Source organism: Tenacibaculum sp. ZH5_bin.1, from assembly GCF_042865525.1.
GTDB classification, from domain to species: Bacteria; Bacteroidota; Bacteroidia; order Flavobacteriales; family Flavobacteriaceae; genus Polaribacter; species Polaribacter mesophilus.
On sequence record NZ_JBEGIO010000006.1, the window covers coordinates 36867 to 61868 of the forward strand.

24 protein-coding genes are annotated in these 25002 nt (G+C 32.5%); 10 read left to right on the plus strand and 14 right to left on the minus strand.

The features are described 5' to 3' along the window. Window position 1 precedes the first annotated feature (1 nt). The 3 genes from ABHQ57_RS13880 to ABHQ57_RS13890 all read right to left on the minus strand — a co-directional run bounded on the left by ABHQ57_RS13880 (window position 2) and on the right by ABHQ57_RS13890 (window position 2013). Window positions 2-196, minus strand: a complete 195-nt coding sequence (locus ABHQ57_RS13880; RefSeq protein WP_073184218.1) for a hypothetical protein — start codon at window positions 194-196, stop codon at window positions 2-4. Between the two features lie 271 nt (window positions 197-467). Next, window positions 468-869, minus strand: a complete 402-nt coding sequence (locus ABHQ57_RS13885; RefSeq protein WP_159615093.1) for an MFS transporter — start codon at window positions 867-869, stop codon at window positions 468-470. 16 nt (window positions 870-885) lie between these two features. Further along, window positions 886-2013 (minus strand): DegT/DnrJ/EryC1/StrS aminotransferase family protein, encoded by a 1128-nt coding sequence (locus ABHQ57_RS13890; protein WP_167712394.1) that lies wholly within the window; start codon window positions 2011-2013, stop codon window positions 886-888. Between the two features lie 156 nt (window positions 2014-2169). Here ABHQ57_RS13890 and ABHQ57_RS13895 point away from each other — a divergent pair, with 156 nt between their 5' ends. Further along, the gene (locus ABHQ57_RS13895) at window positions 2170-4602 is read left to right on the plus strand and encodes an ATP-binding protein (RefSeq protein WP_167712393.1); all 2433 of its coding nucleotides are present in this window, start codon (window positions 2170-2172) and stop codon (window positions 4600-4602) included. Here ABHQ57_RS13895 and ABHQ57_RS13900 read toward each other — a convergent pair. From ABHQ57_RS13900 to ABHQ57_RS13915, 4 genes are all read right to left on the minus strand, one after another. Continuing rightward, window positions 4595-5926: a sigma-54 dependent transcriptional regulator gene (locus tag ABHQ57_RS13900; RefSeq protein WP_159615090.1), complete on the minus strand. Its 1332-nt coding sequence runs from the start codon at window positions 5924-5926 to the stop codon at window positions 4595-4597. The genes ABHQ57_RS13895 and ABHQ57_RS13900 overlap by 8 nt on opposite strands. 110 nt (window positions 5927-6036) lie before the next feature. Next, window positions 6037-6357 (minus strand): hypothetical protein, encoded by a 321-nt coding sequence (locus ABHQ57_RS13905; protein WP_047790858.1) that lies wholly within the window; start codon window positions 6355-6357, stop codon window positions 6037-6039. A gap of 62 nt (window positions 6358-6419) precedes the next feature. Continuing rightward, window positions 6420-6728: a hypothetical protein gene (locus ABHQ57_RS13910; RefSeq protein ID WP_073184239.1), complete on the minus strand. Its 309-nt coding sequence runs from the start codon at window positions 6726-6728 to the stop codon at window positions 6420-6422. Between the two features lie 62 nt (window positions 6729-6790). After that, window positions 6791-7099 carry a hypothetical protein gene (locus tag ABHQ57_RS13915; RefSeq protein ID WP_073184241.1) on the minus strand — a complete coding sequence of 103 codons (309 nt, stop codon included), beginning with the start codon at window positions 7097-7099 and terminating at the stop codon, window positions 6791-6793. Between the two features lie 253 nt (window positions 7100-7352). Between ABHQ57_RS13915 and ABHQ57_RS13920 the strand changes: the two genes are divergently transcribed. Then, window positions 7353-9734: a penicillin acylase family protein gene (locus ABHQ57_RS13920; RefSeq protein ID WP_167712392.1), complete on the plus strand. Its 2382-nt coding sequence runs from the start codon at window positions 7353-7355 to the stop codon at window positions 9732-9734. A gap of 94 nt (window positions 9735-9828) precedes the next feature. Here ABHQ57_RS13920 and ABHQ57_RS13925 read toward each other — a convergent pair whose 3' ends face one another. From ABHQ57_RS13925 to ABHQ57_RS13955, 7 genes are all read right to left on the minus strand, one after another. Continuing rightward, window positions 9829-10074, minus strand: coding sequence for a hypothetical protein (locus ABHQ57_RS13925; protein WP_073184246.1), 246 nt, complete (start codon window positions 10072-10074; stop codon window positions 9829-9831). Window positions 10075-10458: 384 nt separating this feature from the next. After that, window positions 10459-11193 carry a nitroreductase family protein gene (locus tag ABHQ57_RS13930; protein WP_167712391.1) on the minus strand — a complete coding sequence of 245 codons (735 nt, stop codon included), beginning with the start codon at window positions 11191-11193 and terminating at the stop codon, window positions 10459-10461. A gap of 46 nt (window positions 11194-11239) precedes the next feature. Continuing rightward, window positions 11240-12613 (minus strand): aldehyde dehydrogenase, encoded by a 1374-nt coding sequence (locus ABHQ57_RS13935; protein ID WP_167712390.1) that lies wholly within the window; start codon window positions 12611-12613, stop codon window positions 11240-11242. Window positions 12614-12616: 3 nt separating this feature from the next. After that, the gene (locus ABHQ57_RS13940; protein ID WP_047790356.1) at window positions 12617-13648 is read right to left on the minus strand and encodes an alkane 1-monooxygenase; all 1032 of its coding nucleotides are present in this window, start codon (window positions 13646-13648) and stop codon (window positions 12617-12619) included. A 29-nt stretch (window positions 13649-13677) separates the two neighbouring features. Continuing rightward, window positions 13678-14364, minus strand: coding sequence for an RluA family pseudouridine synthase (locus tag ABHQ57_RS13945; RefSeq protein ID WP_073184252.1), 687 nt, complete (start codon window positions 14362-14364; stop codon window positions 13678-13680). 31 nt (window positions 14365-14395) lie between these two features. Beyond that, window positions 14396-15007 carry a ribosome biogenesis GTP-binding protein YihA/YsxC gene (yihA, locus tag ABHQ57_RS13950; protein WP_073184254.1) on the minus strand — a complete coding sequence of 204 codons (612 nt, stop codon included), beginning with the start codon at window positions 15005-15007 and terminating at the stop codon, window positions 14396-14398. 24 nt (window positions 15008-15031) lie between these two features. Further along, entirely contained in the window at window positions 15032-15796 is a 765-nt protein-coding gene (locus ABHQ57_RS13955) for an alpha/beta fold hydrolase (RefSeq protein WP_073184256.1), read from the minus strand. Window positions 15797-15999: 203 nt separating this feature from the next. Between ABHQ57_RS13955 and mraZ the strand changes: the two genes are divergently transcribed. The 8 genes from mraZ to ABHQ57_RS13995 are packed head-to-tail and all read left to right on the plus strand — an operon-like array spanning window position 16000 to window position 24940. After that, complete coding sequence (gene mraZ / locus ABHQ57_RS13960) at window positions 16000-16467, plus strand: division/cell wall cluster transcriptional repressor MraZ (protein ID WP_159494756.1); 468 nt, start codon at window positions 16000-16002, stop codon at window positions 16465-16467. Continuing rightward, on the plus strand, window positions 16454-17350 hold the full coding sequence (gene rsmH, locus ABHQ57_RS13965) for a 16S rRNA (cytosine(1402)-N(4))-methyltransferase RsmH (protein ID WP_073184260.1): 897 nt from the start codon (window positions 16454-16456) through the stop codon (window positions 17348-17350). The genes mraZ and rsmH overlap by 14 nt, the downstream gene beginning before the upstream one ends. Further along, on the plus strand, window positions 17350-17679 hold the full coding sequence (locus ABHQ57_RS13970; RefSeq protein ID WP_047790362.1) for an FtsL-like putative cell division protein: 330 nt from the start codon (window positions 17350-17352) through the stop codon (window positions 17677-17679). Before rsmH ends, ABHQ57_RS13970 begins: the two co-directional genes overlap by 1 nt. 6 nt (window positions 17680-17685) lie before the next feature. Then, window positions 17686-19698, plus strand: a complete 2013-nt coding sequence (locus tag ABHQ57_RS13975; RefSeq protein ID WP_231128355.1) for a penicillin-binding protein — start codon at window positions 17686-17688, stop codon at window positions 19696-19698. Next, the gene (locus tag ABHQ57_RS13980; RefSeq protein ID WP_167712389.1) at window positions 19699-21165 is read left to right on the plus strand and encodes a UDP-N-acetylmuramoyl-L-alanyl-D-glutamate--2,6-diaminopimelate ligase; all 1467 of its coding nucleotides are present in this window, start codon (window positions 19699-19701) and stop codon (window positions 21163-21165) included. Between the two features lie 3 nt (window positions 21166-21168). After that, the gene (gene mraY, locus ABHQ57_RS13985) at window positions 21169-22398 is read left to right on the plus strand and encodes a phospho-N-acetylmuramoyl-pentapeptide-transferase (RefSeq protein ID WP_167712388.1); all 1230 of its coding nucleotides are present in this window, start codon (window positions 21169-21171) and stop codon (window positions 22396-22398) included. Next, entirely contained in the window at window positions 22399-23733 is a 1335-nt protein-coding gene (gene murD, locus ABHQ57_RS13990; protein WP_159615081.1) for a UDP-N-acetylmuramoyl-L-alanine--D-glutamate ligase, read from the plus strand. Between the two features lie 16 nt (window positions 23734-23749). After that, window positions 23750-24940, plus strand: coding sequence for an FtsW/RodA/SpoVE family cell cycle protein (locus ABHQ57_RS13995; protein WP_073184272.1), 1191 nt, complete (start codon window positions 23750-23752; stop codon window positions 24938-24940). Window positions 24941-25002 lie beyond the last annotated feature (62 nt).

Here is a 25002-nt window from a genome sequence, read left to right on the forward strand (position 1 = left end):
GTTATCTAGCTAAAACACAATCTTCACAATCTTTAACTTCACCATAATAGGTTTCTCTGTATTTGTGTACCGTTTCCAGAGGTATAATATTTAAAAACATTTTTTTAATGTAGGTAACATTAGTATGAAGTTTACCCATTTTTCTTGAAAATCGTTTTTCCAAACGTGTTTCTCTTTTAATTTTAATCAATTTCATTATTCTAGTATCATTTAATTAGAGTACAAAGTTAATAAGCTTAAAGTGTGATGTCAATTAATAATCGTTAAAACATTAAAAATCAACTAATAAATATGTGTTGTTAAATTTAGAGTGTATTATTTTAAGAATATGATAATAGGAAGTAGAAACAATTCACAAATTAGAGGTGTAAAAAAGCTGTTTTTTGCTAAAATGAATAAAAAATCACTCAAAAATGATTAAAAACAACCAAAAATGAGTGATTTTTTGTCTTTTTATATAAGAAATCTTAGCTTCTGATATCTAAGGTTTGGAATATTTGTGCTTTTTTTGGAGCTAAAAGAATTAAATAAATTAATAAGATTACTCCTAACAATAAAAAATCAGGTTTTAAAATTAAAATCAAAAAACAAGCACCTTCAATAATAGCCCATCTAGCTATAGAAGCAGACTGATAAATAGCAAGTTTCTCTTCATTACTAGCATCTTTTTGAATGTTTCTCAACATGTTTTTAAAGATGAAGTTACTAGCAACATAAGCTATTGCAGGAATAAATGCATAGAACAAAGATGAGTCATCAATCACCATGTCAAACATGGTCTTGAAATTACCTAAAAATGTAAAAGCAAGAGTAATTCCAGCAATTAAGGCAAGGTGAATAATTTTTAAAGTTTTAATTTTTTGATTCATAAGATTTCAATCCAAATTATTGAATAAAATCATTTACAGTTTTAGAGATAAATGCTAGCTGCTCTTCATCTAATTCTGTATGCATTGGCAATGAAATAACTTCATCTATTAATTGATTGGTAACAGTGAAGTCATCTTCATTATATCTATCATCTTGATATGCTTTTTGAGCATGTAACGGAACAGGATAATAAATAGCATTTGGAATTCCGTTATCTAATAAATGTTGGTGTAACTCATTACGTTTTCCGTTAGTAATTCTCAATGTATACTGATGGAAAACATGCGTTGTAAAATCGCTAATAGTTGGTGTGATAATATTTGGGTTGTTAGCAAATGAATTTGAATAATATTCAGCAGCTTTTCTGCGGGCATCACAATAGCTATCTAATAAAGGTAACTTAGCTTTTAATACAGCCGCTTGAATAGAATCTAAACGAGAGTTTACTCCAACTACATCATGGTAGTAGCGTTTGTACATTCCGTGATTAACCATTCCGCGAAGTGTATGTGCTAATTCATCATCATTGGTAAAAATAGCTCCACCATCACCATAGCAACCTAAGTTTTTAGAAGGGAAGAAAGATGTTGTTCCCACATTTCCAATAGTTCCAGCTTTTTTCTTAGTTCCGTTAGAAAAAGTATAATCTGCTCCAATAGCTTGAGCATTATCTTCTATTACTAATAAGTTATGTTCTTTAGCAATTTCTAAAATAGCTTCCATATTAGCACATTGTCCGAATAAATGAACAGGAACAATAGCTTTTGTTTTAGGGGTAATTACCTTTTTTAGAGCTTCAATGTCAATATTAAAAGTGTCAGGTTCAACATCAACTAAAACAGGAGTTAATTTTAATAAACCGATAACCTCAACAGTTGCAGCAAATGTAAAATCAGCTGTAATCACCTCGTCACCTGGCTCTAAACCTAAGCCCATCATAGCTATTTGTAACGCGTCAGTACCGTTAGCACACGGAATTACATGTTTAACGCCTAAATAACTCTCTAAATCAACTTGAAAATCACGAACATAAGGTCCGTTAATATATGCTGAAGAATTTAAAACTTCTTGAATAGAAGCATCAACCGTATCTTTAATTTTTTGATATTGACTTTGTAAGTCAACCATTTGAATTTTTCTCATTTTGACATGATTTTATAAACATCAAAAATACAAACTATCTTTGATTGTTACGAGGTCTTTAGGCAAAATAATATCTATTAATAATTCAAAATTTAATAGATATATTTAAAACAAGAAAGACGAAGTATCGTTATTTTTACCAAAGATTATTAATTAATGAAAGAATCTAAACGTAAAATAGCTTTTAAGGTTTTAGTGGGTTATGCTACCCTAGCGGTTTTAGCGGTTATTTCAGGAATCTTGCTGTTTTCTGAAATAAAAACATACATAGAGATACAAAAACAAGGAGTTTCTGATAGGAATAATATTATACAAACAGGAGGGTTAATTGCTGATATATATGAAAATGAAAATTTAGGGAGAGCCGCCATTCAGTTAAATTCTTATAAACGATATAATGAATATGTTACCGAGAATAAATTATTGTTGAAAAAAATTGACTCACTTAACTTCATAGCAAAAGACGTATCTAAAACATTTATTTTAGACAGTGTTAAGCTGGTTTTAAATAAAAAACGAAAAAACATAACAAGTTTAAGAAGGTTAAACCAAAGGAATGCTTCAGAAAAATCAATAGATGAGGCTATAGACAAGCTAGGGTCTATAGATTCTTTATTAGGCAAAGGTTCAGTAAAAGATCTTGTAGATAATCCAGATGTTTTTAATAAGAAAACTGGATTAAGTTTAGAAAAGTATTTACGCCTGTTTGATAATGAAGAAGAAGGAGAAGAGAAGCCTGTTAATGTTGAAGAACAAAAGAAAATTGACTCATTAGTTTCTGCATCTAAAGAAATACTTCAAAAAGCGCAGAGAGAAACAGTTATTAAACGTAGATTTTTGAGAATAAAAGAGAGAGAATTAATAGAAAATGATATTATAATTTCAAGAAAATTACGAGAGGTTTTAAATGTACTAGAAAAAGATGTTATTGTTAATGCTAACATAGCTCATAAAAAACATGAAGAAACGTTAGAACGTAGTAGAAACATAATTCTATTAGCAGCTGGAGTAGGTTTTATAATAATTATACTTTTTTCAATAATAATATTAAATGATTTTTGGAGGAGTCAACATTATAGGCAAGAATTAGAAAGTGCAAATGCAGTTACTTCTTCACTTTTAAAAAGTAGGGAGCAACTAATATCCATGGTAAGTCATGATTTAAGAACTCCTTTAAGCACAATTACCGGTTTTAGCGAGTTATTACAAAAATCAATTACTAGTACTAAAGAGAAAAATTATGTGGTGCATATACAAAATGCATCGGTTTACATGGGACAGCTTGTCGGCGATCTTTTAGAATTTTCTAAATTAGAGAATAGTAAAATAACTATTGAAACTATTCCTTTTGATTTAAAAAGAAATATAGAGGAAGTAGCTAATAGCGCTAAAAGCCTTGTTCAAAATAAACCAATTTCAATAAATGTAAATCATGATGAAAATATAAATTCATTAATTGTTAGTGATCCTTTTAGAATAAAACAAATACTATATAATTTAGTAACTAACGCATGTAAGTTTACAAAAGAAGGTTCAATAACAATAAAAAGTAAGTTAAGAAGCGTAAAAGAAAAAAAATATATAGAGATTAGAGTGATTGATACTGGAGTTGGAATTGGAAAAGATGAACAAGAAAAAGTTTTTAAAGAATTTACGCAAGCACATGAAAAAGAGAATAGGCAAAATGGATTTGGGTTAGGTTTGACCATTTCTAGAAGACTAGCAGAACTTTTGGGAGGATCTTTAACTTTACAAAGTAGTTTAGGAAAAGGCAGTATATTTTCGTTGTTCGTGCCTATTACTTTTGCTGAAGAAAAATCAAATATAAAAGAGATAAGTTCACAAAATAAAAGCCTTAATATTAATGCTATAATAGTTGAGGATGATGCTTCTTTGAGAATACTTTTGAAAAATGTTTTAGAAGAATTAGGAATAGCGGTAACTTCTTTTAGTAATGCGCAAGAGGCACTAAGTAGAATAGATAATATTATCTATGATTTAGTGCTTACAGATATACAACTTCCTAAAATGAATGGTATTCATTTTATGGAAACCTTAAAAAAACACAAATCTTACAAAGGTCAGCCCATTATAGCAATGACAGGGAGAGCAAATTTATCGGAGAATGAATATGTTAAAAATGGTTTTTCAGATGCCATAATAAAACCATTTCACGCTAAAAAATTGGAAGAAATTTTACAGCGATTTTTTGATTTCAAAGCCCAGGAAAAAGATGTGGTTATTAGTAAGATTGACAATGAAATAACAACAAATAGCTTTGATATTACTTCCTTGAAAACATTTTTGAATAATGACGAAGTAGAGATAAAGAAAATATTAAAATCTTTTTTAAAAGATACCGGAGAGAATTTATTGCTATTAAAAGAGTTAGTGAATAATAATGATGTACAGGGGTTTAATGACGTTAGTCATAAAATGTTGGGAATGTTTAGGCAATTAAAAGCTACTAAGTTAATAACTTTTTTAGAAGAATTTGAGGTTAGTAAAGAGATAAATAAAACCTCATGGAAAGATTTTGAAAAAGAATTAGAAATCTTTTTAGTAGAAATAAAAAAGTATCTTAACTAATATTATGCTCTTTCAGTTTATTATACAAAGTCTTTCTAGTAATATTTAAAAGCTTTGCAGCTTTAGTTTTGTTGTTTTTAGCCTCATGTAAAGCCCTAATAATAAGTTTTTTTTCATTTTCCTTGGTAGAAAATTCATTAGGGATGCTGTATTGATCTTCAGTGTTTTTTAATTCTTCAGGCAACACTTCTTTTTCTATAATTTCTGTCTGAGATAAAAGTGTAGCTCTTTTGATAACATTAGATAACTCTCGTAAGTTCCCTGGCCAGTTATATTGTTGAAATAAAGTTAGTACTTCATGAGAAAAGCCAACGATTGATTTATTGAGTTGTTTGTTGGCTTTTTCTAAAAAGAAATCGGCATAAAGAATTAAATCGTCTTTTCTATCATTTAGATTAGGGACTTTAATAGAAAACTCATTTAAACGATGGTATAAATCTTCTCTAAAATTACCTTTTTCAACAGCTGATAATAAATCTTCATTAGTGGCAGTAATTAAACGAATATCTACCATAATTTCCTTACTGCTTCCCACAGGTTTAATCTTTCTTTCTTGTAAAGCACGTAAAAGTTGTACCTGACTTTCGTAGTTTAAGTTTCCTACTTCATCTAAAAAAAGAGTACCTCCATTCGCTGCTTCAAAATGCCCTATTTTATCATTTATAGCTCCTGTAAATGATCCTTTTTGATGTCCAAAAAATTCACTTGAGGCAATCTCTTTAGGTATAGCTCCGCAATCCACGGCAATAAAAGGCTTATCTTTACGTAAGCTTTGAGTATGAATTGTACTAGCTACAACTTCTTTACCTGTGCCACTTTCACCTGTAATAAGAACAGACATGTCAGTTGGAGCTACTAAATGGATGTGTTCATAAAGGCTTTTAGAAGCTGCGCTTATACCGGTAACGATATGAGAATTAGAAACTTTTTTATCTTCTTTTTTAGGTTCAGTAATTTGTTCGGTTTTAACTTCCAGAGCATTATTAATTACTTCTAAAACTTCATCAGGATTAAAAGGTTTAGAAATATAATCAAAAGCACCTTGTTTCATAGCTTGAACGGCTGTTGATACTTCAGCATAACTCGTCATTAAAACAACAGGGATGTCGCTATCAGTGTTTTTACTTTGCTTTAATAAATCAATACCATTACCGTCAGGAAGGCGTAAATCAGTAAAAATCAAATTATATGAATTTTCTTTCAATAGAGTAGAGGCATTTTTAATTGTATAACTAACCTCAACAACATATTTGTGTCGTTCTAAAAAATGTTTTAACATGTTAGAAAATGTAACATCGTCTTCTACCAATAAGATATTTTTCATAAAAAAGGTTGCTCTAAATTGTTCAGATAAAAATTCTCTGTAAAAATAAAAAGAGCGTTTTATATGAAAACGCTCTTTTGCTAATAAAATTGAGGAGGGAAATAAAAAAATTACTTTTTAGTATTGTTTACTTCTTTTTCATTTAACAAATTACCTTCTTTATCAATGTAAATAGTCTTCTTGGTGCTTCCTTCACTAACCTCTAGTTTGTACTGCTCTTTTTCATTAATAAAAGCTTTACTTAAGGTAGCCTTAGGGAAACTTTCTTTAATAGAGTTAACCAACGCTGCTGGTAATTTATCTAAAGATATTTCTTGGAATCCATCAGCTACAACTGTATGAATTGGAGTAATAGGTGTAAGAGTGTTGTTTACTGTTGCGTAAGTTGAAACACCTGTTAAAATTGCTACTGCTAAGATTAATTTTTTCATGATATTAAGTTTTTAAGTTATAATTATTAATTGTTGTAATACTACAAGGGAAATTTATGTGTTTACTTTACCTCTTTAGCGTCTAACCAGTTTCCGTCTTTGTCGGCGAAAACGGTTTTGTTACCATTTTCTAAAGAAATTTCTAACTTGTATTGTTCTTTACTGTTTACAAAAGCTTTTCCTAGTGTACCTTTAGGAAAACTCTCTTTTACAGCATTCACTACAGCTGAAGGTAATTTATCTAAAGATATTTCTTGAAATCCGTTCTCTACAACTGTATGAATTGGAGTAATAGGTGTAAGAGTGTTATTTACTGTTGCATAAGTTGAAACACCTGTTAAAATTGCTACTGCTAAGATTAATTTTTTCATGATATTAAGTTTTTAAGTTATAATTATTAATTGTTGTAATACTACAAGGGAAATTTATGTGTTTACTTTACCTCTTTAGCGTCTAACCAGTTTCCGTCTTTGTCGGCGAAAACGGTTTTGTTGCCATTTTCTAAAGAAATTTCTAACTTGTATTGTTCTTTACTGTTTACAAAAGCTTTTCCTAGTGTACCTTTAGGGAAACTCTCTTTTACAGCATTCACTACAGCTGAAGGTAACTTATCTAAAGATATTTCTTGAAATCCGTTCTTTACAACTGTATGAGTTGGAGTAATAGGTGTAAGAGTATTATTTACTGTTGCATAAGTTGAAGCTCCTGCTAAAATCGCTACTGCTAAAATTAAATTTTTCATGATATTAAGTTTTTAAGTTATTTACATATTTGTTTATTGTATAGAAATAAATATGCCATCGACTTTAATTAAACCTTTAAAAACTTTAACGTGTTGATTTTTAATAGTATATTGTTTTTTTAGGTTTGGGCAGATAATAGCTTTATGTGTAAAAAGTGTATAAGTAAAGAGTAGAAGTGTGTAAAAATTACACTATTTACCCAAAAAGAGGAACAATAAATAAATCTGTTATCTTTGAAGAAAATCATCCCTAATGAAGTTATTAAAAAAGTCTTTAAAAATTGTTTTACTACTTTTAGTGTTATTAAGTGTTGGAATTTGGCTATTTACAAAAACTCTGCATCCAACTTATAAAGGAGAGTTAGAACTAAACTCAATTTCAGATAAAGTTACAGTGTATTATGATGAGGTTGGAGTGCCGCATATCAACGCGCAAAATCAACTAGATGCTTATACTGCTTTAGGATATGTACATGCACAAGATAGATTGTGGCAAATGGAGCTTATCAGAAGAATTTCAGCTGGAAGATTAGCAGAAGTTTTTGGAAAAGATTTGGTAAGAGTCGATAAATTTTTCTCTGGATTAGGAATTGAAGAAGCTGCTGAAAAAACAATTCAAGAATTAGATAAAAATTCAGAAACGTATAAATTAACGGAAGCATATTTAAATGGGGTTAATCAGTTCATAGAAGAAGGAGCAACGCCCTTAGAATTTTATTTAGTAGGATTGGATAAAGAAAATTATACAATTAAAGATGTGTATAATGTTTTTGGTTATATGGCATTTAGTTTTGCAATTGCCCATAAAACTGATCCGTTGTTAACTGAAGTAAAAGAAAAGTTAGGTGAGTCTTATGTAAATGAGTTGTTGAATTCTTTCGATAAAAATTTAACACTGAATAAGACAACTAATAAAGGTACAATTAAAGCAGAGATGTCTATAGCGGTAAGCAAGATTGTAGATCAGTTGCCAGTTGCACCTTTTATAGGAAGTAACTCTTGGGTAATTGCACCACCTAAAGCCAAAAACGGTAAGGTAATTTTTGCGAACGATCCACATATCGCATTTTCTCAACCATCTGTTTGGTATCAAAATCATATAAAAACTCCAGACTTTGAAATCTACGGATTTAATCTGGCTTTGATGCCATTTCCGTTGTTAGGACACAATAAAGAGTATGCTTACGGATTAACAATGTTAGCAAATGACGATTTGAACTTTTATATAGAAGAAAACAATCCAGAAAATTCAATGGAATACAAAACACCTAATGGATACCAGAAATATGAGTTATGGGATAAACGTATAAAGGTTAAAGGAGGAAAAGATACTACATATCAAGTTAAAGTTAGTAAACATGGTCCGATTATGAACGGATTAATAGAGCATGTAACAGATGAAAGTCCAATTGCAATGAACTGGATTTATACGCAACTACCTAATCAATTATTAGAAGCATCACATAAAATGTCGCATGCAAATTCGTTACAAGACTTTAAAACAGGAACCGCCAAAATTCATGCACCAGGATTAAATGTAATGTATGGAGATACGAAAGGGAATGTAGGTTGGTTTGCATCGGCTAAATTATATCAATTAAGAGATAGCCTATCTTCTAAAGTGTATTTAAACGGAGCTTCTGGTAAGGATGAAATTGTAGAATATTTAGACTTTAAAGAAAATCCGCAAGCGGAAAACCCTAGTTGGAATTATGTGTATTCTGCCAATAATCAACCTGATTCCGTGAGAGGTAAGTTATATCCGGGATACTATCAACCAGAAGATAGAGCAAAACGAATTGTTCAGTTATTAGATCCTAAAAACGATTTTACGAAAGAGGATGTAGCTGAAATGATTTATGATGTTACTTCACCTGTTGTGCCAGAAATAGGAAGAGAGTTGTTAGCAAGTGTAGATAAGTCGTCATTATCTCCTTCGGCTAAAAAAGCATATTCGGTGTTAGAAAAGTGGAATGGAGAATATTTAAAAACCAACGTAGCTCCGACTATTTATAATCGATTTTTGTATGAATTTTTAACAGCTACTTACAAAGATGAGTTAGGAGATAGTTTTCAGTTGTTTATTGACACCCAATTACAAGATCAAGTATTAGCACAACAAGCTAAAAGAGAACAATCGGTTTGGTGGGATGATATTTCAACGATAGATAAAGTTGAAACTAGAAATGAAATAATTACCACAGCTTTTCAAAAATCCATCACGTTTTTACAAAACCAATTAGGAGAGAATGTAGATAATTGGACGTGGAATCGCGTAATTTCAGTGGAATACGAACACGCTATTGGTAAAGCGGGAGGTTTGTTGCGTAAGTTTTTCAATGTAGGTCCGTTTGAAACTATTGGAGGAAATGAGGTGATTAACAACCAGATTTTTAAATTGGATAGTACAGGTGTGTATAAAATTCATGGTGGACCATCAACACGTAGAGTCATTGATTTTTCAGATGTAGAGAATAGCATTGCGATTTTACCTACAGGACAATCAGGAAATGTGTTTAGTCCATATTACAAAGACCAAGCACAAAAATATGTAGATGGTGAGTTTGTAAAAATGAGCCTTAATGAGACAGCTATAAAGAAGAGCGCAAATAAGTTGGTGTTTTTACCGAAGTAAAGAGTAAGTGTAGATTAGAAAATAAGAAAATATTATTATAAAAAAGGAAAAGAGGCTTAAGCCTCTTTTCCTTTTTTATAATATAAGAATCTTGTTAAGCAACACATGTTCCATTAGAGCATGTTCCTGATCTTAAAACATATCCGTAACCATCACTGGCAGGTACAGCCATATTGGCGCATTGACTATTAAAAGAACAGCCGCAAGAAGGGTCATATTGAGTTTCATTTAGATTGTCACAATATTCATCATAGTGGCGTGGGTAAGTTAATCCTCCTTTTATTTGTTTTTGATCAGCTTTGTTTAAAACTTTACCTAAGGTTAAAATTGATTTTTTCATTTTCAAAATAATTTAAATTTTTATATATTCCTTGAACATTTAAAGACACTCAAGGTCTATGTCTGTTTTTTATTTCAATAGATGTGAAAAAATAAACGAACTAACTTTTAATTAGAATTAATTATCTTGGGAACAAAGAAATATCATAGTTAGTTATAGTCAATTTTTACAGCTTTTTAATTTTTTTTGAATTTAATAGGAAACTAATATAATAAAAATTACTTTCTGTAACAGGTAAGATTTAAAACTTTGTTTTTGAAAAGTTATTAAGCTAAAAACGTATAGCTTTTTAATTTCTTCTTGAAGGTGGTTGATTTAATAGAAGAGGATATTAAAATTTGTTATAACACTCATAAAATAATGAGAAATTGGTTTGTTTCTGGGTTAAACCTCTTTATAAACCTCCTCAAAAGGAATTCTAAAACGTTCTCCATATACACCTTCTGGTTTACGAATACCACAAGAAACAATCATATTAATTTCTGCACCAAAAGGTAGTTCTAGCAAACGTTTTACACGCCAAGTATCAGAGCCTTCCATAGGGCAGGTGTCGTAACCTTCAGCAGCCATAGAGAGCATGAATGTTTGTGCTGCCAATCCGCAAGTTTTGTGAGCTACAATGCGCATATCACTATTACGAACTTCACGGTAAATAGGTCGGAAAAGTCCAACAAAAAGAATCATTAAGTATTTAAGATAACCAACAATTCCGAAGATGTCAAAGTAGGTAAACGGAATTAATTTTCCGTAGTAGTTACGCGCTACTTTTTCTCTACTTCGTTGTTCTGATTTCGGATTGTTTTTACCAAAAACTTCATCCATAAAAGCTAAGTTAGCTTTGGATCTTTTACGCCACAAATCTTTACGAGTCACAAAAACCACTAGTTGCTGAGCAGTTTTAGCTGCATTTTGATTAAAGCATAATGGAGCCATTTTTTTTATAATTTCTTTATCAGTGATATGATAAAACTCCCACAGTTGCATGTTGCTACTGGTAGGAGCTAAAATAGCTTGCTCTAAACATTTTTTTACAACAGCAGTGTCTATCGGTTTTTTAGGGTCATATACTCTTACTGAACGACGGTAGTTAACTGCTTCGGATACGGTTTTTTCACTCATTTATATAGGTGTCTTGATTCTTGTGTCTATTTGTCTTTTATCTAATTTATCCTAGTTTCATTAAGGTTTTTAATTGCTTTAATTTTCCTTTGTATGGAGCATATCGAGTAGGAACATCTAACCAAGTTCCGCGAGAAACCACTCCTTTATGATGAGAAAACGTATCAAAAGTTTTTTTTCCATGGTAACTGCCTATACCGCTTTCACCAACGCCACCAAAAGGTAACCTATGATTAGCAAAATGTACAGTGGTATCGTTTATGGTTCCACCTCCAAATGAATAACGTTGAATCATTTTTTTAGCAAATGAATTTCTATTGGTAAACACATATAAAGCCAGAGGTTTGTCGTATTTAGTAGTGGTTTTTTCAATGTCAGCTTCATTTTCGTAAGAGATTAGCGGGAAAATAGGTCCGAAAATCTCACCTTTCATGACTTCACTATCTAAATTAGGTTCGTCAATTAATGTAGGAGCAATGTAGCGATCGTCTCTATCAGTTTGTCCGCCAATCACACACTTTTCATTTTCTAGCATCAAAGCTAAACGATCAAAATTACGAGTGTTAACAATACGTGGAAAATCTGGAGAGTTTTGAGGATTTTTCCCGTAAGTTCTAAAAATTTCATCTTTAAATTGTTGTATAAATTGCTCTTTTACTGATTTGTGTATCAATAAATAATCAGGAGCAATACAAGTTTGCCCACCGTTAATGAATTTTCCCCAAACCAAACGTTTTGCAGTCAATTTAATATTGGCAGTTTCGTCAACAATACATGGACTTTTTCCTCCAAGTTCTAGGGTAACAGGAGTTAAATTATTAGCAGCGGCTTTGGCGACAATTTTACCAACAGGAACACTGCCTGTAAAGAAAATATAATCCCAACGTTGTGCTAACAATTCAGTAGAAACATCTACGCCACCTTCAACCACAGCTACATGGTTTTTATCAAATACAGCTTCAATAATTTCTTTGGTAATTTTACTTGTATGCGGTGTCAGTTCCGAAGGTTTTAATACTACAGTATTACCTGCTGCAATAGCACCTAATAATGGTGCGAATGCTAGTTGATACGGGTAATTCCAAGGAGCAATGATAAGTACAGTTCCGTAAGGTTCTTTATAAATTTTTGCAGAGGACGGAAAATTTAGTAACGACGGTAATACACGTTGAGGTTTACTCCAAGAGTGTATATTTTTTATGGCCATTTTTAATTCAGCCGAAACAATAGAAGTTTCGGTCATTACTGCTTCGTATTCTGGTTTTTTAAAGTCATCATGTAGTGCTTTTATGATGTCTTTTTCTCTTGCAACAAGTTCTTTTTGTAATCTTTTTAAGGTACTTTTTCTAAAAGAAATATCTTTGGTTTGTTGAGTAGCAAAATAGTTTTTTTGCGACTGAACTAATTCGGGAATATTCATAAGCTATAAGTCTTGTATTTTTTTATTCATTATTGAAAACCATAATGGAGGAACCAAGGCTACCAGCATCATACCCGGGTATCCTGTTGGCATTTGTGGGCTTTCTGGTAATGATTTTAAGAGCTGATAATGTTTGCTTCCGTTATAGTGATGGTCGGAGTGACGGGATAAATTAAACAACATTAACATACCAATTCTGTGATCAGAATTCCATGAATGCGTTCTTTTTACACGCTCATAACGACCTTTTTCATTCTGTTTACGTAGTAGTCCATAATGTTCTATATAGTTTACAGTTTCAAGTAATAAAATTCCAAAAACAGCAGCGGTGATAAAAGCTAGTAATGCTTTTAATCCGAATAAAAAGAAAATACCAGCTAATAAAAGAATGTTACAGAGTGTGTAAATGAGCATTCTATTTTGTAAGTGAAACCAGCTTCTTTCTGAATTTTTTAAACGTGTATTTTCCACTTCCCAAGCTTGATAATAGCTTTGAAAATGAGAACGAATCCAAAACAGGTAAACAATTTCATTTCTTCTTGCAGTCGCGGCGTCTTTTGGAGTGGCTACATTAAAATGATGTCCTGCATTATGGTAGGGTAGAAAGTGGGTGTCTAATGAAGTTAGTAGTAAAATTTCTCCTAAAAGCTCATCAAAACGGTTGTTTCTATGTCCTAACTCATGCCCAACATTAATACCAATAACGCCACATAGCAAGCCCATAGCTGAGATTTTTCCTATATATTCTAAGATAGTTAATTGTGTGTCTTTCATTATCCATAAAAACCACACTAGGAAAACTAATTGAATAGGTACCATTGCGTATAGAATATAGGTGTAGAGTCTATTTTCTTTTTCTTGCGCTTCTTGTTCTTTATTGAAGTTATTTTTATCAGGTTTAAAAAGTAATTCGAGAAGAGGAACTAAGCCGAAGAAAACAAGTAAAGGTAAAAGTGTTAACCATCCCATATTTGTAAACGAAATGTAAACAGTGATAGGGAGTGTTAAAATCGTTAAAAATTTAAGAGCTTTCATCTTGGGTGAAATTTGTCTAAATATACAAATTACAAACAAGCATCCCAAACGGGGTCAGAAGGAGTTGGAGCGGTAACCTTAATAGGTTCTTTGCTAACAGGGTGTGTAAATTGAATTTTTCGAGCATGTAAATGAATACTTCCGTCTTTGTTGCTTCTTTTAGCACCGTATTTTAAATCTCCTTTTATAGTAGAGCCAATGTTAGAAAGCTGTACGCGAATTTGATGGTGACGTCCAGTTTCCAAGTCGACCTCTAATAATGAATAATTATCTAGTTTTTTAAGCGTTTTGTAGTGAAGTATAGCTTTTTTACTTCCGTTAACCTCTTTAGTGTAAGCGGTCGATTTGTTATTTTTTGGATTCTTTTTTAAGTAATTTGTTAAGGTATCGGTTGCTTTTTTAGGTTGCTGTTGAACCACTGCCCAGTATGTTTTTTTAATGGTTTTGTCACGTAACATTTTATTTAGTCGTTCTAAGGCTTTTGAAGTACGTGCGTAGATAACGATACCTGTAGTAGGGCGATCTAGCCTGTGAACGGTTCCTAAAAATACGTTTCCAGGTTTGTTGTATTTATCTTTAATGTATTCTTTAACAACATCTAAAAGTGGTTTGTCGCCTGTTTTGTCACCTTGCACTATATCACCAGCCCGCTTATTAATCACTATAATGTGATTGTCTTCATGTAAAACTTGTAAGTTTTCTTTTGTAGAGTGCATTATTAATACTTCCCTTAAGGTATGGTGAAAATTATTTAAAATTCTCCGCTACATCTTCGTTAACTTGATCAATAAAGTTTAAAAACTCATCTCGCCCCATTCCTGTAGAAGATGAGGTAACAAAAGAAATTGGTAATTCCTCCCAGTAATTTAATAATTTCTTTTTGTAAGTGGTAATTTGTTTGTTGAGTTTAGAGCTCCCTAGTTTATCAGCTTTGGTAAAAACAATACAAAACGGAATGCGGTTTTCACCTAAAAACTGCATGAATTCCAAATCTATTTTTTGTGGATCGTGGCGAGAATCGATTAAAACAAAAGTACAAACCAGCTGTTCACGTTCTTTAAAATAGTTTTCAATAAAAAATTGAAAAATTTGACGCTTTTTTTTAGAAACCTGTGCATAACCATATCCAGGAAGATCTACTAAAAACCATTCGTTATTAATTTTAAAATGGTTAATAAGTTGTGTCTTCCCTGGTTTACCAGAGGTTTTTGCCAAATCTTTACGCTCCATCAACATATTGATTAATGAAGATTTTCCGACATTTGATCGACCTATAAAAGCGTACTCAGGTATTCTGTCTTTAGGAGCCTTGGTAACATTGCTGTTACTCATTACAAATTCAGCAGATTTTATTTTCATACTATAATTAAGCTAGTTTAGCTGTTATATTTCGCGTTTAGAAAGCCACCCTTCTAAAATTTTATTAAATTCTTCTGGTGTTTCCATCATAGCTGCATGTCCGCATTTGTCAATCCAGAATAAATCGGCATCAGGTAAAAGTTTTTTGAAGTCTTCAGCAACTTCAGGTGGAGTAACACTGTCTTGTTTTCCCCAAATTAAACAGGTAGGTTGTTTCATGTTGGGTAAATCTTTAGCCATGTTATGACGAATGGCACTTTTAGCAATAGCTAGTGTTCTAATCAAGGTATTTCTATCATTTATAACATCGTACACTTGATCAACAAGTTCGTCTGTAGCAATAGCTTTATCGTAAAAAACATCTTGTGCTTTTTTTCTAACAAACTCCTTGTCACCTCTTTTAGGATAGCTATCTCCCATTGAGTTTTCGTATAATCCAGAACTACCTGTTAAAACTAATGCTTTAACATCTTCAGAATAATGTTTTGTATAGTATAAAGCTATATGTCCGCCTAGAGAATTTCCTAGTAGAGTAACATTTTTAAGCCCTTTATACTCTATGAAATCATGTAAAAACTTGGCTAAATTTTTTACATTAGTTTTAAGGAGGGGTAATGTGTATAAGGGTAACTCTGGTATAAAAACTTGATATCCTTTTTTTGAAAGATGATTAAAAGTGGAACCAAAATTACTAAGAGCTCCCATTAACCCGTGAAGAATGATAATTGGGCTTCCTTCTCCTGCTTCAGCATATGTAAATTTGTCTTCTTTCTTTAAAAATTCAGTCATATATGTTTTTGATTTGACTTAACCACAAATGTAGTTCTTTTTTATCACTTTTTCATTTTTATTATTTACTGTGTAGGCGAGTCTTTTAAGTGGTTTATTTTGAGTTTTTTATCTCCAGAAGTAAAACTTATCAACAAAGTGGTAAAAAGTGGTAAAAAGTGGTAAATATTTTTTATTTTTGATGCAAACTATAGATTCTTTACGTGGTAAGTTTAATTGGAACATATGAGTGCAAGGTAGATGCTAAAGGGAGGTTGATGATGTCGTCAGCGTTCAAGAAGCAATTGTCTTCTGTGTTGCAAGAAGGGTTTGTGATTAAACGTTCTGTTTTTCAGTCTTGTCTGGAGTTGTATCCAATGCAAGAATGGAATCTGGTAATGGCAAAAATCAATAAACTAAATCGATTTGTAAAGAAAAATAATGATTTTATCAGAAGGTTTACTGCCGGTGTGAAAATGGTGGATGTAGATGCTTCAGGGAGAGTCTTGATTCCGAAAGATTTATGTCAGTTTGCGGGTATTGAAAAGCAAGTGGTGCTCTCTTCTGCAGTGAATATTATTGAAATTTGGGATAAGGATAAGTACGAAAAAGTAATTGATGATGCTGTTGTTGATTTTGCTGAGTTAGCAGAAGAAGTAATGGGTAATACGGAAGCAGATGAGTTATCATAATCCAGTTTTATTGAAAGAAAGTGTTGATGCACTTAGTATAAAGGAAGATGGAGTTTATGTGGATGTTACCTTTGGAGGAGGGGGGCATTCTAGAGAAATATTAAGTCGATTAGGTGAAAAAGGAAGATTGTTTGCTTTTGATCAAGATCCTGATGCGCAACAAAATAAAATTGACGATCCGCGTTTTGTTTTGATTGGAGAGAATTTTCGATTCATATCGAGGTTTTTGCGCTTTTATGGTGTTAGGAAAGTAGATGGGGTGCTGGCTGATTTAGGAGTGTCTTCACATCAGTTTGATGAAGCAGAAAGAGGTTTTTCTACTCGTTTTGATGCAGATTTGGACATGCGAATGGATCAGAAATCTGAATTATCAGGAAAAAAAATAATCAATACCTATAGTGAGGAAGATTTGGCGGATGTGTTGTTTTTGTATGGAGAATTGCGGAATGCGCGAACCTTGGCGAAAACTATTGTTGAGGCAAGAGTTGATAGAGAAATTAAAACGAGCTTTGAGTTAAAAGAAGTGTTGCAAAAATTTCTTCCGAAAGCAAAAGAACATAAAATACTAGCGCAAATTTTTCAAGCAATACGAATAGAAGTGAATCAGGAGTTGGAGGTGTTGAAAGAATTTTTGCAGCAAATCCCAGACTTGTTAAATGAAGAAGGTAGATTGAGTGTGATTTCATATCATTCTTTGGAAGATAGGTTGGTGAAACGATTTATAAGGACCGGATTGTTTAGTGGTGAACCAGAAAAAGATTTTTATGGTAATACCAGTGAACCACTTAAAAAAGTTGGTAAAATGATTGTGCCAACAAAAGAGGAGATAAAAGAAAATAATAGAGCACGTAGTGCGAAACTAAGAATAGCAACATTAAAGTAATGTCAATAGTAAGAAAGGGTATATACGATCTTTTAAGAGGTAGTTTTCTTACGGATGAAAGCTCGTTTAAGAATTGGCGAATTTTGATTTTTACAGTTGTTTTGCTATTAGTGATGATCTATAGTTCGCATAGTGCCGATGCAAAAGTGGTGCAAATAGCAGTGCTTAATAAGAAGAAAAGAGAGTTGCGGGCTGAAGATGTGGACACGAGTACTCAATTAATGCGAATGAAGTTAGAGAGTAGTATTCGAGATAAAGTAAAAAACAAAGGGTTGTACCCTGCAAAAAAACCGCCCCAAAAAATAAAAGTAACATATAATAAAGAGTAATATAAAATGGTAGTAAAAAAAGGCATATTAAACAAACTCTACGTGATTGTTGTTTTAATGACGCTTTTCTTTGTAGTTATCATTTTTAGACTTTTTAAACTTCAATATGTAGAAGGAGATAAGTATAGGAATCTTTCTGAAGAAGAAACAGTTAAAAACGATACTATTTTTGCAAATAGGGGAAATGTGTATGCGGCAGATGGAAATTTGTTAGCAACCTCTATGTCAAAATTTACCATTCGAATGGATGTGGTGGCGGTAGATTCTGAGATTTTTGAAAAAAATATCCGAGCACTTTCTGAGTCGCTTTCTGGATTGTTAGGGAAATCAGCTAGTTACTATCAAAAGAAGTTGCGTAATGCAAAAAAACGTAGAAACCGATATTTGTTAATAGCCCGTAATGTAGGATATAATGATTATGTGAAAATGAAAAGCTTTCCCATTTTTAATAGAGGGGTGTATCGAGGAGGCTTTATCGCGGAACAAAAAACAGTGAGAGTTCACCCAATAGGAAAAATAGCTGAACGTACAATTGGTTACGATGATTACAGAGGTGGGGCAGGAATTGAAGGTGCTTTTGCGGATTATATGCAAGGTGAAAACGGTTGGCGTTTAAAACAAAAGATAGCTAAAGGGCAATGGAAGCCTATTAATGATGTAAATGAGAAGGAGCCTGTAGATGGAAGTGATGTAATTACTACAATAGATGTAAATGTTCAAGATATAACGCATCATGCTCTGTTAAGACAGATGGAGTATTTTGAAGCAGATCATGGTTGTGCTGTAGTGATGGAAGTGGAAACAGGAGAGATTAAAGCGATTTCTAATTTAGGGAGGACTTCTAAAGGGAGGTATTACGAAAAAAGAAACTATGCTGTTTGGGAGAGTCACGAGCCTGGGTCAACTTTTAAGTTAGCTAGCTTAATGGTGGCTTTAGAAGATAAAGTTGTAGATACTTCAACTGTGGTAGATTGTGAAAAAGGAAGAATTTATATTAATAATCGTAAAGTAGAAGATAGTAAAAGAGGAGGGTACGGAAAAATATCATTAGGAAGGGTGTTTGAGGTTTCTTCAAATGTTGGAATTGTGAAAACAATACAAAAGTACTACGATAAAAATCCTAAAAAGTTCACGGATAGAATTAAGTCTTTTGGGTTGGATCAATTAACAGGTGTTAAAATCAAAGGAGAAGGAAAGCCTTATATACCAGAACCAACAGAGAAAAGTTGGAGCCCTATTTCATTAGAGTGGATGGCTTGGGGTTATGGGGTTTCTCTTACACCGTTACAAACACTAGCGTTTTACAATGCAGTCGCAAATGACGGAAAGTTGGTAAAGCCATATTTTGTAAAAGAGCTAAGAGTAGGAGGTAAAGTTGAAGAAAGCTTTGGAACAGAAGTAGTAAAAGAAAAAATAGCATCACAAGAAACCTTAGACAAGGTACGAAAAGTGATGGAAAATACTATAAAATACGGAACAGGTAAAGGAATTTATTCACCAAACTTTTCTATGGCAGGAAAAACAGGAACGGCAAAAAAATACATTCCTAGAACTAAAAATGCTAAGGGAGAATATGAAGGAGGATATTATTCAAATCAAAAGTATGTGGCTTCTTTTGCAGGTTTCTTTCCCGCAGATGAACCAAAATACTCTTGCATTGTAGTAGTTCATAGTCCTAAAAAAGAAAAAGGATATTACGGGGCTACGGTTGCTGCTCCTATATTTAAAGAAATAGCTCAAAAAATTTATACGTCAACAGCAATTAATAATCAGCTTGTTTCTGATGATATTTCAGAAGAGGTTCTTGAAAGGGAGTATCAAGAATACTATCAAAAACTAAGGAAGTATAAAACAATTATGCCTAAAGTTTTAGGTATGAGTGGAATGGATGCAATTGCATTATTAGAGAATATGGGGTTAAAAGTTAAATTTTCAGGAGTAGGAAAAGTAACAGAACAGTCCGTAGATAGGGGGCAAAAAGTCTCAAAAGGTGCAACGATATATTTAAAATTATCATAGTTGAAGAAATTAAAAGACATATTATATAAGGTAGCGGTAAAAGAAGTTTACGGAAGCACTGATGTTGATATAAACAATATTCAGTTTGATAGTAGACAAGTGCAGGAAGAGGATGTTTTTGTAGCTCAAAAAGGAGTGACAGTAGACGGGCATCAGTTTATAGCGAAAGCAGTATCGTTGGGTGCTAAGACTGTTATCTGTGAGTCTTTACCAGAAAATAAAAATGAAGAGGTTACTTATGTTAAAGTAGAAGATTCTAATGCGGCATTAGCAATAATAGCAACAAATTATTATAACAACCCGTCAAAAAGCTTGCAGTTAGTAGGAGTAACAGGAACAAATGGTAAAACTACAATTGCAAGCTTATTGTACCAACTGTTTAAAAAAGCAGGATATAAAGTGGGGTTGTTATCAACTGTGCGAGTAATGGTTGATGAAGAAGAATATAAAGCAACACATACAACACCAAACTCAGTAGCAATAAATCAGTATTTATCAAAAATGGTAGAAGCTGGAGTTGATTATTGTTTTATGGAGGTAAGTTCTCATGGAATACATCAAAAACGTACTGAAGGCTTAGAGTTTGCAGGAGGAGTGTTTACAAACTTATCGCATGATCATTTAGACTACCATGAAACATTTGCAGAGTATCGGGATGTTAAAAAATCGTTTTTTGATTCGTTACCAAAAACAGCATTTGCTTTGGTGAATTTAGATGATAAAAACGGACAAATAATGTTGCAAAACACAAAGGCGAATAAACAAACTTATGCGCTTAAAACAATCGGAGATTTTAAAGCAAAAGTGTTAGAAAAACGTCTTTCAGGAACTTTGTTAACAATCAATGGAGTAGAAGTTTGGACGAAGTTAATAGGAGAATTTAATGCGTACAACTTGTTAGCTATTTATGGAGTAGCAGAGTTGTTGGGACTAGAGAAAATAGAAATTTTACGTATTGTAAGTGAGTTAGAAAGCGTGAGTGGAAGGTTTCAATACACAGTTTCTGACGAGGGAGTTACAGCAATAGTAGATTATGCACATACACCAGATGCACTAAAAAATGTATTACAAACTATTAACGACATCCGAACAGGAAATGAAACTGTGATTACAGTTGTAGGTTGTGGTGGAGATAGAGATACAACAAAGCGTCCTAAAATGGCATTAATTGCTTCTCAGTTGAGTGATCAAGCTATTTTTACTTCAGATAATCCTAGGACAGAAGACCCTCAATCGATAATTGATGAAATGGAAACTGGAGTTGCGGCAGAAAACTATAAAAAAACACTATCAATTGTAGACCGAAGACAGGCTATAAAAACAGCTTGTAAACTAGCAACTTCAGGAGATATTGTACTTATTGCAGGAAAAGGACATGAAACTTACCAAGAAATAAATGGTGTTAGGCATCATTTTGATGATTTAGAAGAAGTAACCAACTATTTTAATCAACTAAAAAAACACTAACGAATGCTGTATTATTTATTTCAATATTTAGAAAGTGAATTTAGCTTAACAGGAGCAAGTGTGTTTCAATTCATCACATTTCGATCTGCAATGGCATTCATATTATCTCTGTTGATTTCAACCATTTTTGGTAAAAAAATCATTAACTACTTAAGAAGGCAGCAAGTAGGTGAAACAGTAAGAGATTTAGGTTTAGATGGTCAAGTACAAAAAGCAGGAACACCAACTATGGGAGGTGTAATTATAATCCTTGCAACATTAATTCCTGTGTTATTTTTAGCAAAGCTAGAAAATATATATATCGTTATTTTATTGATTACGACTGTTTGGATGGGGCTTATTGGTTTTGCCGATGATTACATCAAAGTATTTAAAAAAGATAAGGCTGGTTTAAAAGGAAAGTTCAAAGTTTTAGGACAAGTAGGATTAGGTATAATCGTAGGTTCTATGCTGTATTTTCACCAAGATGTAACCATCAAAGAACAACTGCCAACTTCAGAACAAGTTGTGCAAGTAGATGATGGTAAAAAGAAGGTGTTTGGTGAGGCTCATAAATCGACAAAAACAACAGTTCCTTTTTTAAAGAATAACGAGTTAGATTATGCAAAAGCATTAAGCTTCTTAGGAGATGGATATGAAAAATTTGGATGGATAATCTTCATTTTTGTTACCGTTTTTATCGTTACAGGAGTTTCAAACGGTGCGAATTTAACAGATGGTATTGATGGATTAGCGGCAGGTTCATCAGCAATTATGGTAATAACGCTGGCAATTTTTGCATGGGTATCTGGTAACATCATTTTTGCAGACTATTTAGATGTAATGTACATTCCGAAGTCTGGAGAAATGACTGTTTTCATTTTAGCGTTTGCAGGAGCTTTAATCGGTTTTCTATGGTATAATACTTATCCAGCGCAAGTGTTTATGGGCGATACTGGAAGTTTAACTATTGGAGGTATCATAGCTGTAATAGCTATTGCCATAAGGAAAGAGTTGTTACTGCCAGTTTTGGCTGGAATATTTGTAGTCGAGAATTTATCGGTAATACTACAAGTTTCATGGTTTAAGTACACAAAGAAGAAGTTTGGAGAAGGAAGACGAATTTTTAAAATGTCTCCTCTACACCATCATTATCAAAAACTAAATTATCATGAAAGTAAAATTGTAGTACGATTTTGGATTGTAGGAATTTTATTAGCGGTATTTACCATAGTAACATTGAAGTTAAGATAAATGAAAAGATTAGTTGTGCTTGGTGGAGGAGAAAGTGGTGTAGGAACAGCGCTTTTAGGGAAGCAAAAAGGATATGAGGTTTTTGTTTCAGATAAAGGAGGTATAGCAGAGCGGTATAAAAAAGTTCTTTTACATAACTCAATCGATTTTGAAGAAAATCAGCATACAGAAGATAAAATTTTAAATGCTGATGTGGTAATGAAAAGCCCTGGAATTCCAGAGAAAGTTACACTTGTGCAAAAGTTGGTTTCAAAAGGAGTTAAAGTGATTTCAGAAATAGAATTCGCTGCTCAGTTTACAGAAGCAACTATTGTGGGGATTACAGGCTCAAACGGAAAAACAACCACAACCATGCTGGTACATTATGTGTTAAAAAAAGCAGGTTTAAATGTGGGAGTTGGAGGGAATATAGGTGATAGCTTCGCTGAACAAGTGGTTGAAGATAAGTATGACGAATATGTATTGGAATTAAGCAGTTTTCAGTTAGATGGAATTGAAAATTTTAAACCACATATTGCAATAATCACCAATATAACACCAGATCATTTAGATCGATATGAATATGAATTTGATAACTATATAAACTCAAAATTCAGAATTACAAAAAATCAAACGAAAGATGATTTTTTAATATATGATGCTGATGACGAAGCAATTCAAAATTGGTTAAAAAATAACAAAACAGAAGCAACGCTAGTGCCATTTTCAATGGAAAAAGAATTAGAGTACGGGGCTTTTTTAAGACAAGACACGATAATAATGAAATTTAATACAGAAGAAAAATTAATGAAGGTTTCTGAGCTAACATTACAAGGAAAGCATAACACTAAAAATGCAATGGCTACATCAATGGCAGCAAGGTTATTGAAAGTAAGAAAAGAAACAATTGCAGAAAGTTTGTCTGATTTTGAAGGAGTAGAACATCGTTTAGAAAAAGTGCAAAAAGTAAATGGAATTGAATTCATTAACGATAGTAAAGCTACAAATGTAAATGCGGTCTTTTATGCGTTGGAGTGTATGGACAATCCAACAGTTTGGATTGTAGGAGGGGTTGATAAAGGAAATGATTATACAGATTTACTACCTTTAGTAAGAGAAAAAGTAAAAGCAATAGTTTGTTTAGGGTTAGATAACCAAAAAATCATAGACACTTTTGCGAATGTAGTAGATGTTATGGTAGAAACTGCTGGAGCAGAAGAAGCAGTAAAAGTAGCTTATAAAATAGCGCAAAAAGGAGATACAGTATTGTTGTCACCAGCATGTGCAAGTTTTGATTTATTTGATAGTTATGAAGATAGAGGAAGAAAATTTAAAGAAGCTGTAAGAAATATATAAAGTACACTAAAGATTGATGAAAAACATCTTTCGACATATTAAAGGAGACCGAGCCATTTGGGCTATAGTTGCGATGTTGGCAATATTTTCATTTATGCCAATATACAGTGCAAGTACCAATTTGGTATACGTAGTAGGAAATGGATCTACCTTAGGGCATTTAGTAAAACATATTGTATTATTAATTACAGGTTTTGCAGTCATTTATGGAGTACATAAAATACCATATAGATATTTTAGTGGAGGTTCTGTATTAATGCTTCCTGTAGTTGTTTTACTGCTGGTTTTTACCTTAGCACAAGGAACTACCATTGGAGGAGCAAATGCAAGTAGATGGATTCGTATTCCGTTTGTAGGTATTGGATTTCAAACCTCTACATTGGCAGGTTTGGTATTGATGGTATATGTTGCTCGATACTTGGCAAAAAATAAAGAAAAAGTAATTTCTTTTAAGGAAAGTTTGTTGCAGTTATGGCTTCCAGTAGGTTTAGTATTGGTGTTAATATTACCAGCTAACTTTTCAACTACAGCCATGGTGTTCTTTATGATTTTAATGGTCTCGTTTATTGGAGGATATCCACTAAAATATATAGGATATATATTAGGAATAGGACTTTTTGCTTTTTTGTTTTTTATCTTAGTAGCTAAAGCATTTCCAGATGCAATGCCCAATCGTGTAAACACATGGAAAAGTAGAATTGAAAGCTTTTCTCAGTCTGATGGTGAAGAAGATTACCAAGTAGAAAAAGCCAAAATAGCAATTGCAACAGGAGGAGTAATAGGAAAAGGGCCAGGGAAAAGCGTACAGAAAAACTTTTTACCACAATCCTCATCCGATTTTATCTATGCAATTATAGTTGAAGAATACGGTTTTGCTGGAGCGATAGTGGTAATATTTATTTATTTCTTGTTGCTTTTCAGAATCTTAATAACTGCCAAAAAGGCTACAACCATATTTGCGACTTTATTAGTTGTAGGTGTGGGAATTCCCATTGTTTTTCAAGCAATGATTAACATGGCGGTAGCAGTGAATATTTTACCAGTAACAGGACAAACACTCCCGCTAATTAGTAGTGGAGGTACCTCAATTTGGATGACATGTTTCGCATTAGGAATGATTTTAAGTGTAAGTGCTTCTAAAAACGAAACTGAAGAAACAATTTTAGATGATAACCCTTTAGATATTTTACATGAAACGCTGGACTAAAAATACAGATGTATGGGTAGGAACTATTATGAGCGTTACATACAACACTGTTAACATAAAAA

Excerpts from the sequence above, each read along its gene's own strand:
- ABHQ57_RS13880 (WP_073184218.1), bottom strand. The coding sequence starts at position 196 with ATGAAATTGATTAAAATTAAAAGAGAAACACGTTTGGAAAAACGATTT.
- ABHQ57_RS13885 (WP_159615093.1), bottom strand. The coding sequence starts at position 869 with ATGAATCAAAAAATTAAAACTTTAAAAATTATTCACCTTGCCTTAATT.
- ABHQ57_RS13890 (WP_167712394.1), bottom strand. The coding sequence starts at position 2,013 with ATGAGAAAAATTCAAATGGTTGACTTACAAAGTCAATATCAAAAAATT.
- ABHQ57_RS13895 (WP_167712393.1), top strand. The coding sequence starts at position 2,170 with ATGAAAGAATCTAAACGTAAAATAGCTTTTAAGGTTTTAGTGGGTTAT.
- ABHQ57_RS13900 (WP_159615090.1), bottom strand. The coding sequence starts at position 5,926 with ATGAAAAATATCTTATTGGTAGAAGACGATGTTACATTTTCTAACATG.
- ABHQ57_RS13905 (WP_047790858.1), bottom strand. The coding sequence starts at position 6,357 with ATGAAAAAATTAATCTTAGCAGTAGCAATTTTAACAGGTGTTTCAACT.
- ABHQ57_RS13910 (WP_073184239.1), bottom strand. The coding sequence starts at position 6,728 with ATGAAAAAATTAATCTTAGCAGTAGCAATTTTAACAGGTGTTTCAACT.
- ABHQ57_RS13915 (WP_073184241.1), bottom strand. The coding sequence starts at position 7,099 with ATGAAAAATTTAATTTTAGCAGTAGCGATTTTAGCAGGAGCTTCAACT.
- ABHQ57_RS13920 (WP_167712392.1), top strand. The coding sequence starts at position 7,353 with ATGAAGTTATTAAAAAAGTCTTTAAAAATTGTTTTACTACTTTTAGTG.
- ABHQ57_RS13925 (WP_073184246.1), bottom strand. The coding sequence starts at position 10,074 with ATGAAAAAATCAATTTTAACCTTAGGTAAAGTTTTAAACAAAGCTGAT.
- ABHQ57_RS13930 (WP_167712391.1), bottom strand. The coding sequence starts at position 11,193 with ATGAGTGAAAAAACCGTATCCGAAGCAGTTAACTACCGTCGTTCAGTA.
- ABHQ57_RS13935 (WP_167712390.1), bottom strand. The coding sequence starts at position 12,613 with ATGAATATTCCCGAATTAGTTCAGTCGCAAAAAAACTATTTTGCTACT.
- ABHQ57_RS13940 (WP_047790356.1), bottom strand. The coding sequence starts at position 13,648 with ATGAAAGCTCTTAAATTTTTAACGATTTTAACACTCCCTATCACTGTT.
- ABHQ57_RS13945 (WP_073184252.1), bottom strand. The coding sequence starts at position 14,364 with ATGCACTCTACAAAAGAAAACTTACAAGTTTTACATGAAGACAATCAC.
- yihA (WP_073184254.1), bottom strand. The coding sequence starts at position 15,007 with ATGAAAATAAAATCTGCTGAATTTGTAATGAGTAACAGCAATGTTACC.
- ABHQ57_RS13955 (WP_073184256.1), bottom strand. The coding sequence starts at position 15,796 with ATGACTGAATTTTTAAAGAAAGAAGACAAATTTACATATGCTGAAGCA.
- rsmH (WP_073184260.1), top strand. The coding sequence starts at position 16,454 with ATGAGTTATCATAATCCAGTTTTATTGAAAGAAAGTGTTGATGCACTT.
- ABHQ57_RS13970 (WP_047790362.1), top strand. The coding sequence starts at position 17,350 with ATGTCAATAGTAAGAAAGGGTATATACGATCTTTTAAGAGGTAGTTTT.
- ABHQ57_RS13975 (WP_231128355.1), top strand. The coding sequence starts at position 17,686 with ATGGTAGTAAAAAAAGGCATATTAAACAAACTCTACGTGATTGTTGTT.
- mraY (WP_167712388.1), top strand. The coding sequence starts at position 21,169 with ATGCTGTATTATTTATTTCAATATTTAGAAAGTGAATTTAGCTTAACA.
- murD (WP_159615081.1), top strand. The coding sequence starts at position 22,399 with ATGAAAAGATTAGTTGTGCTTGGTGGAGGAGAAAGTGGTGTAGGAACA.
- ABHQ57_RS13995 (WP_073184272.1), top strand. The coding sequence starts at position 23,750 with ATGAAAAACATCTTTCGACATATTAAAGGAGACCGAGCCATTTGGGCT.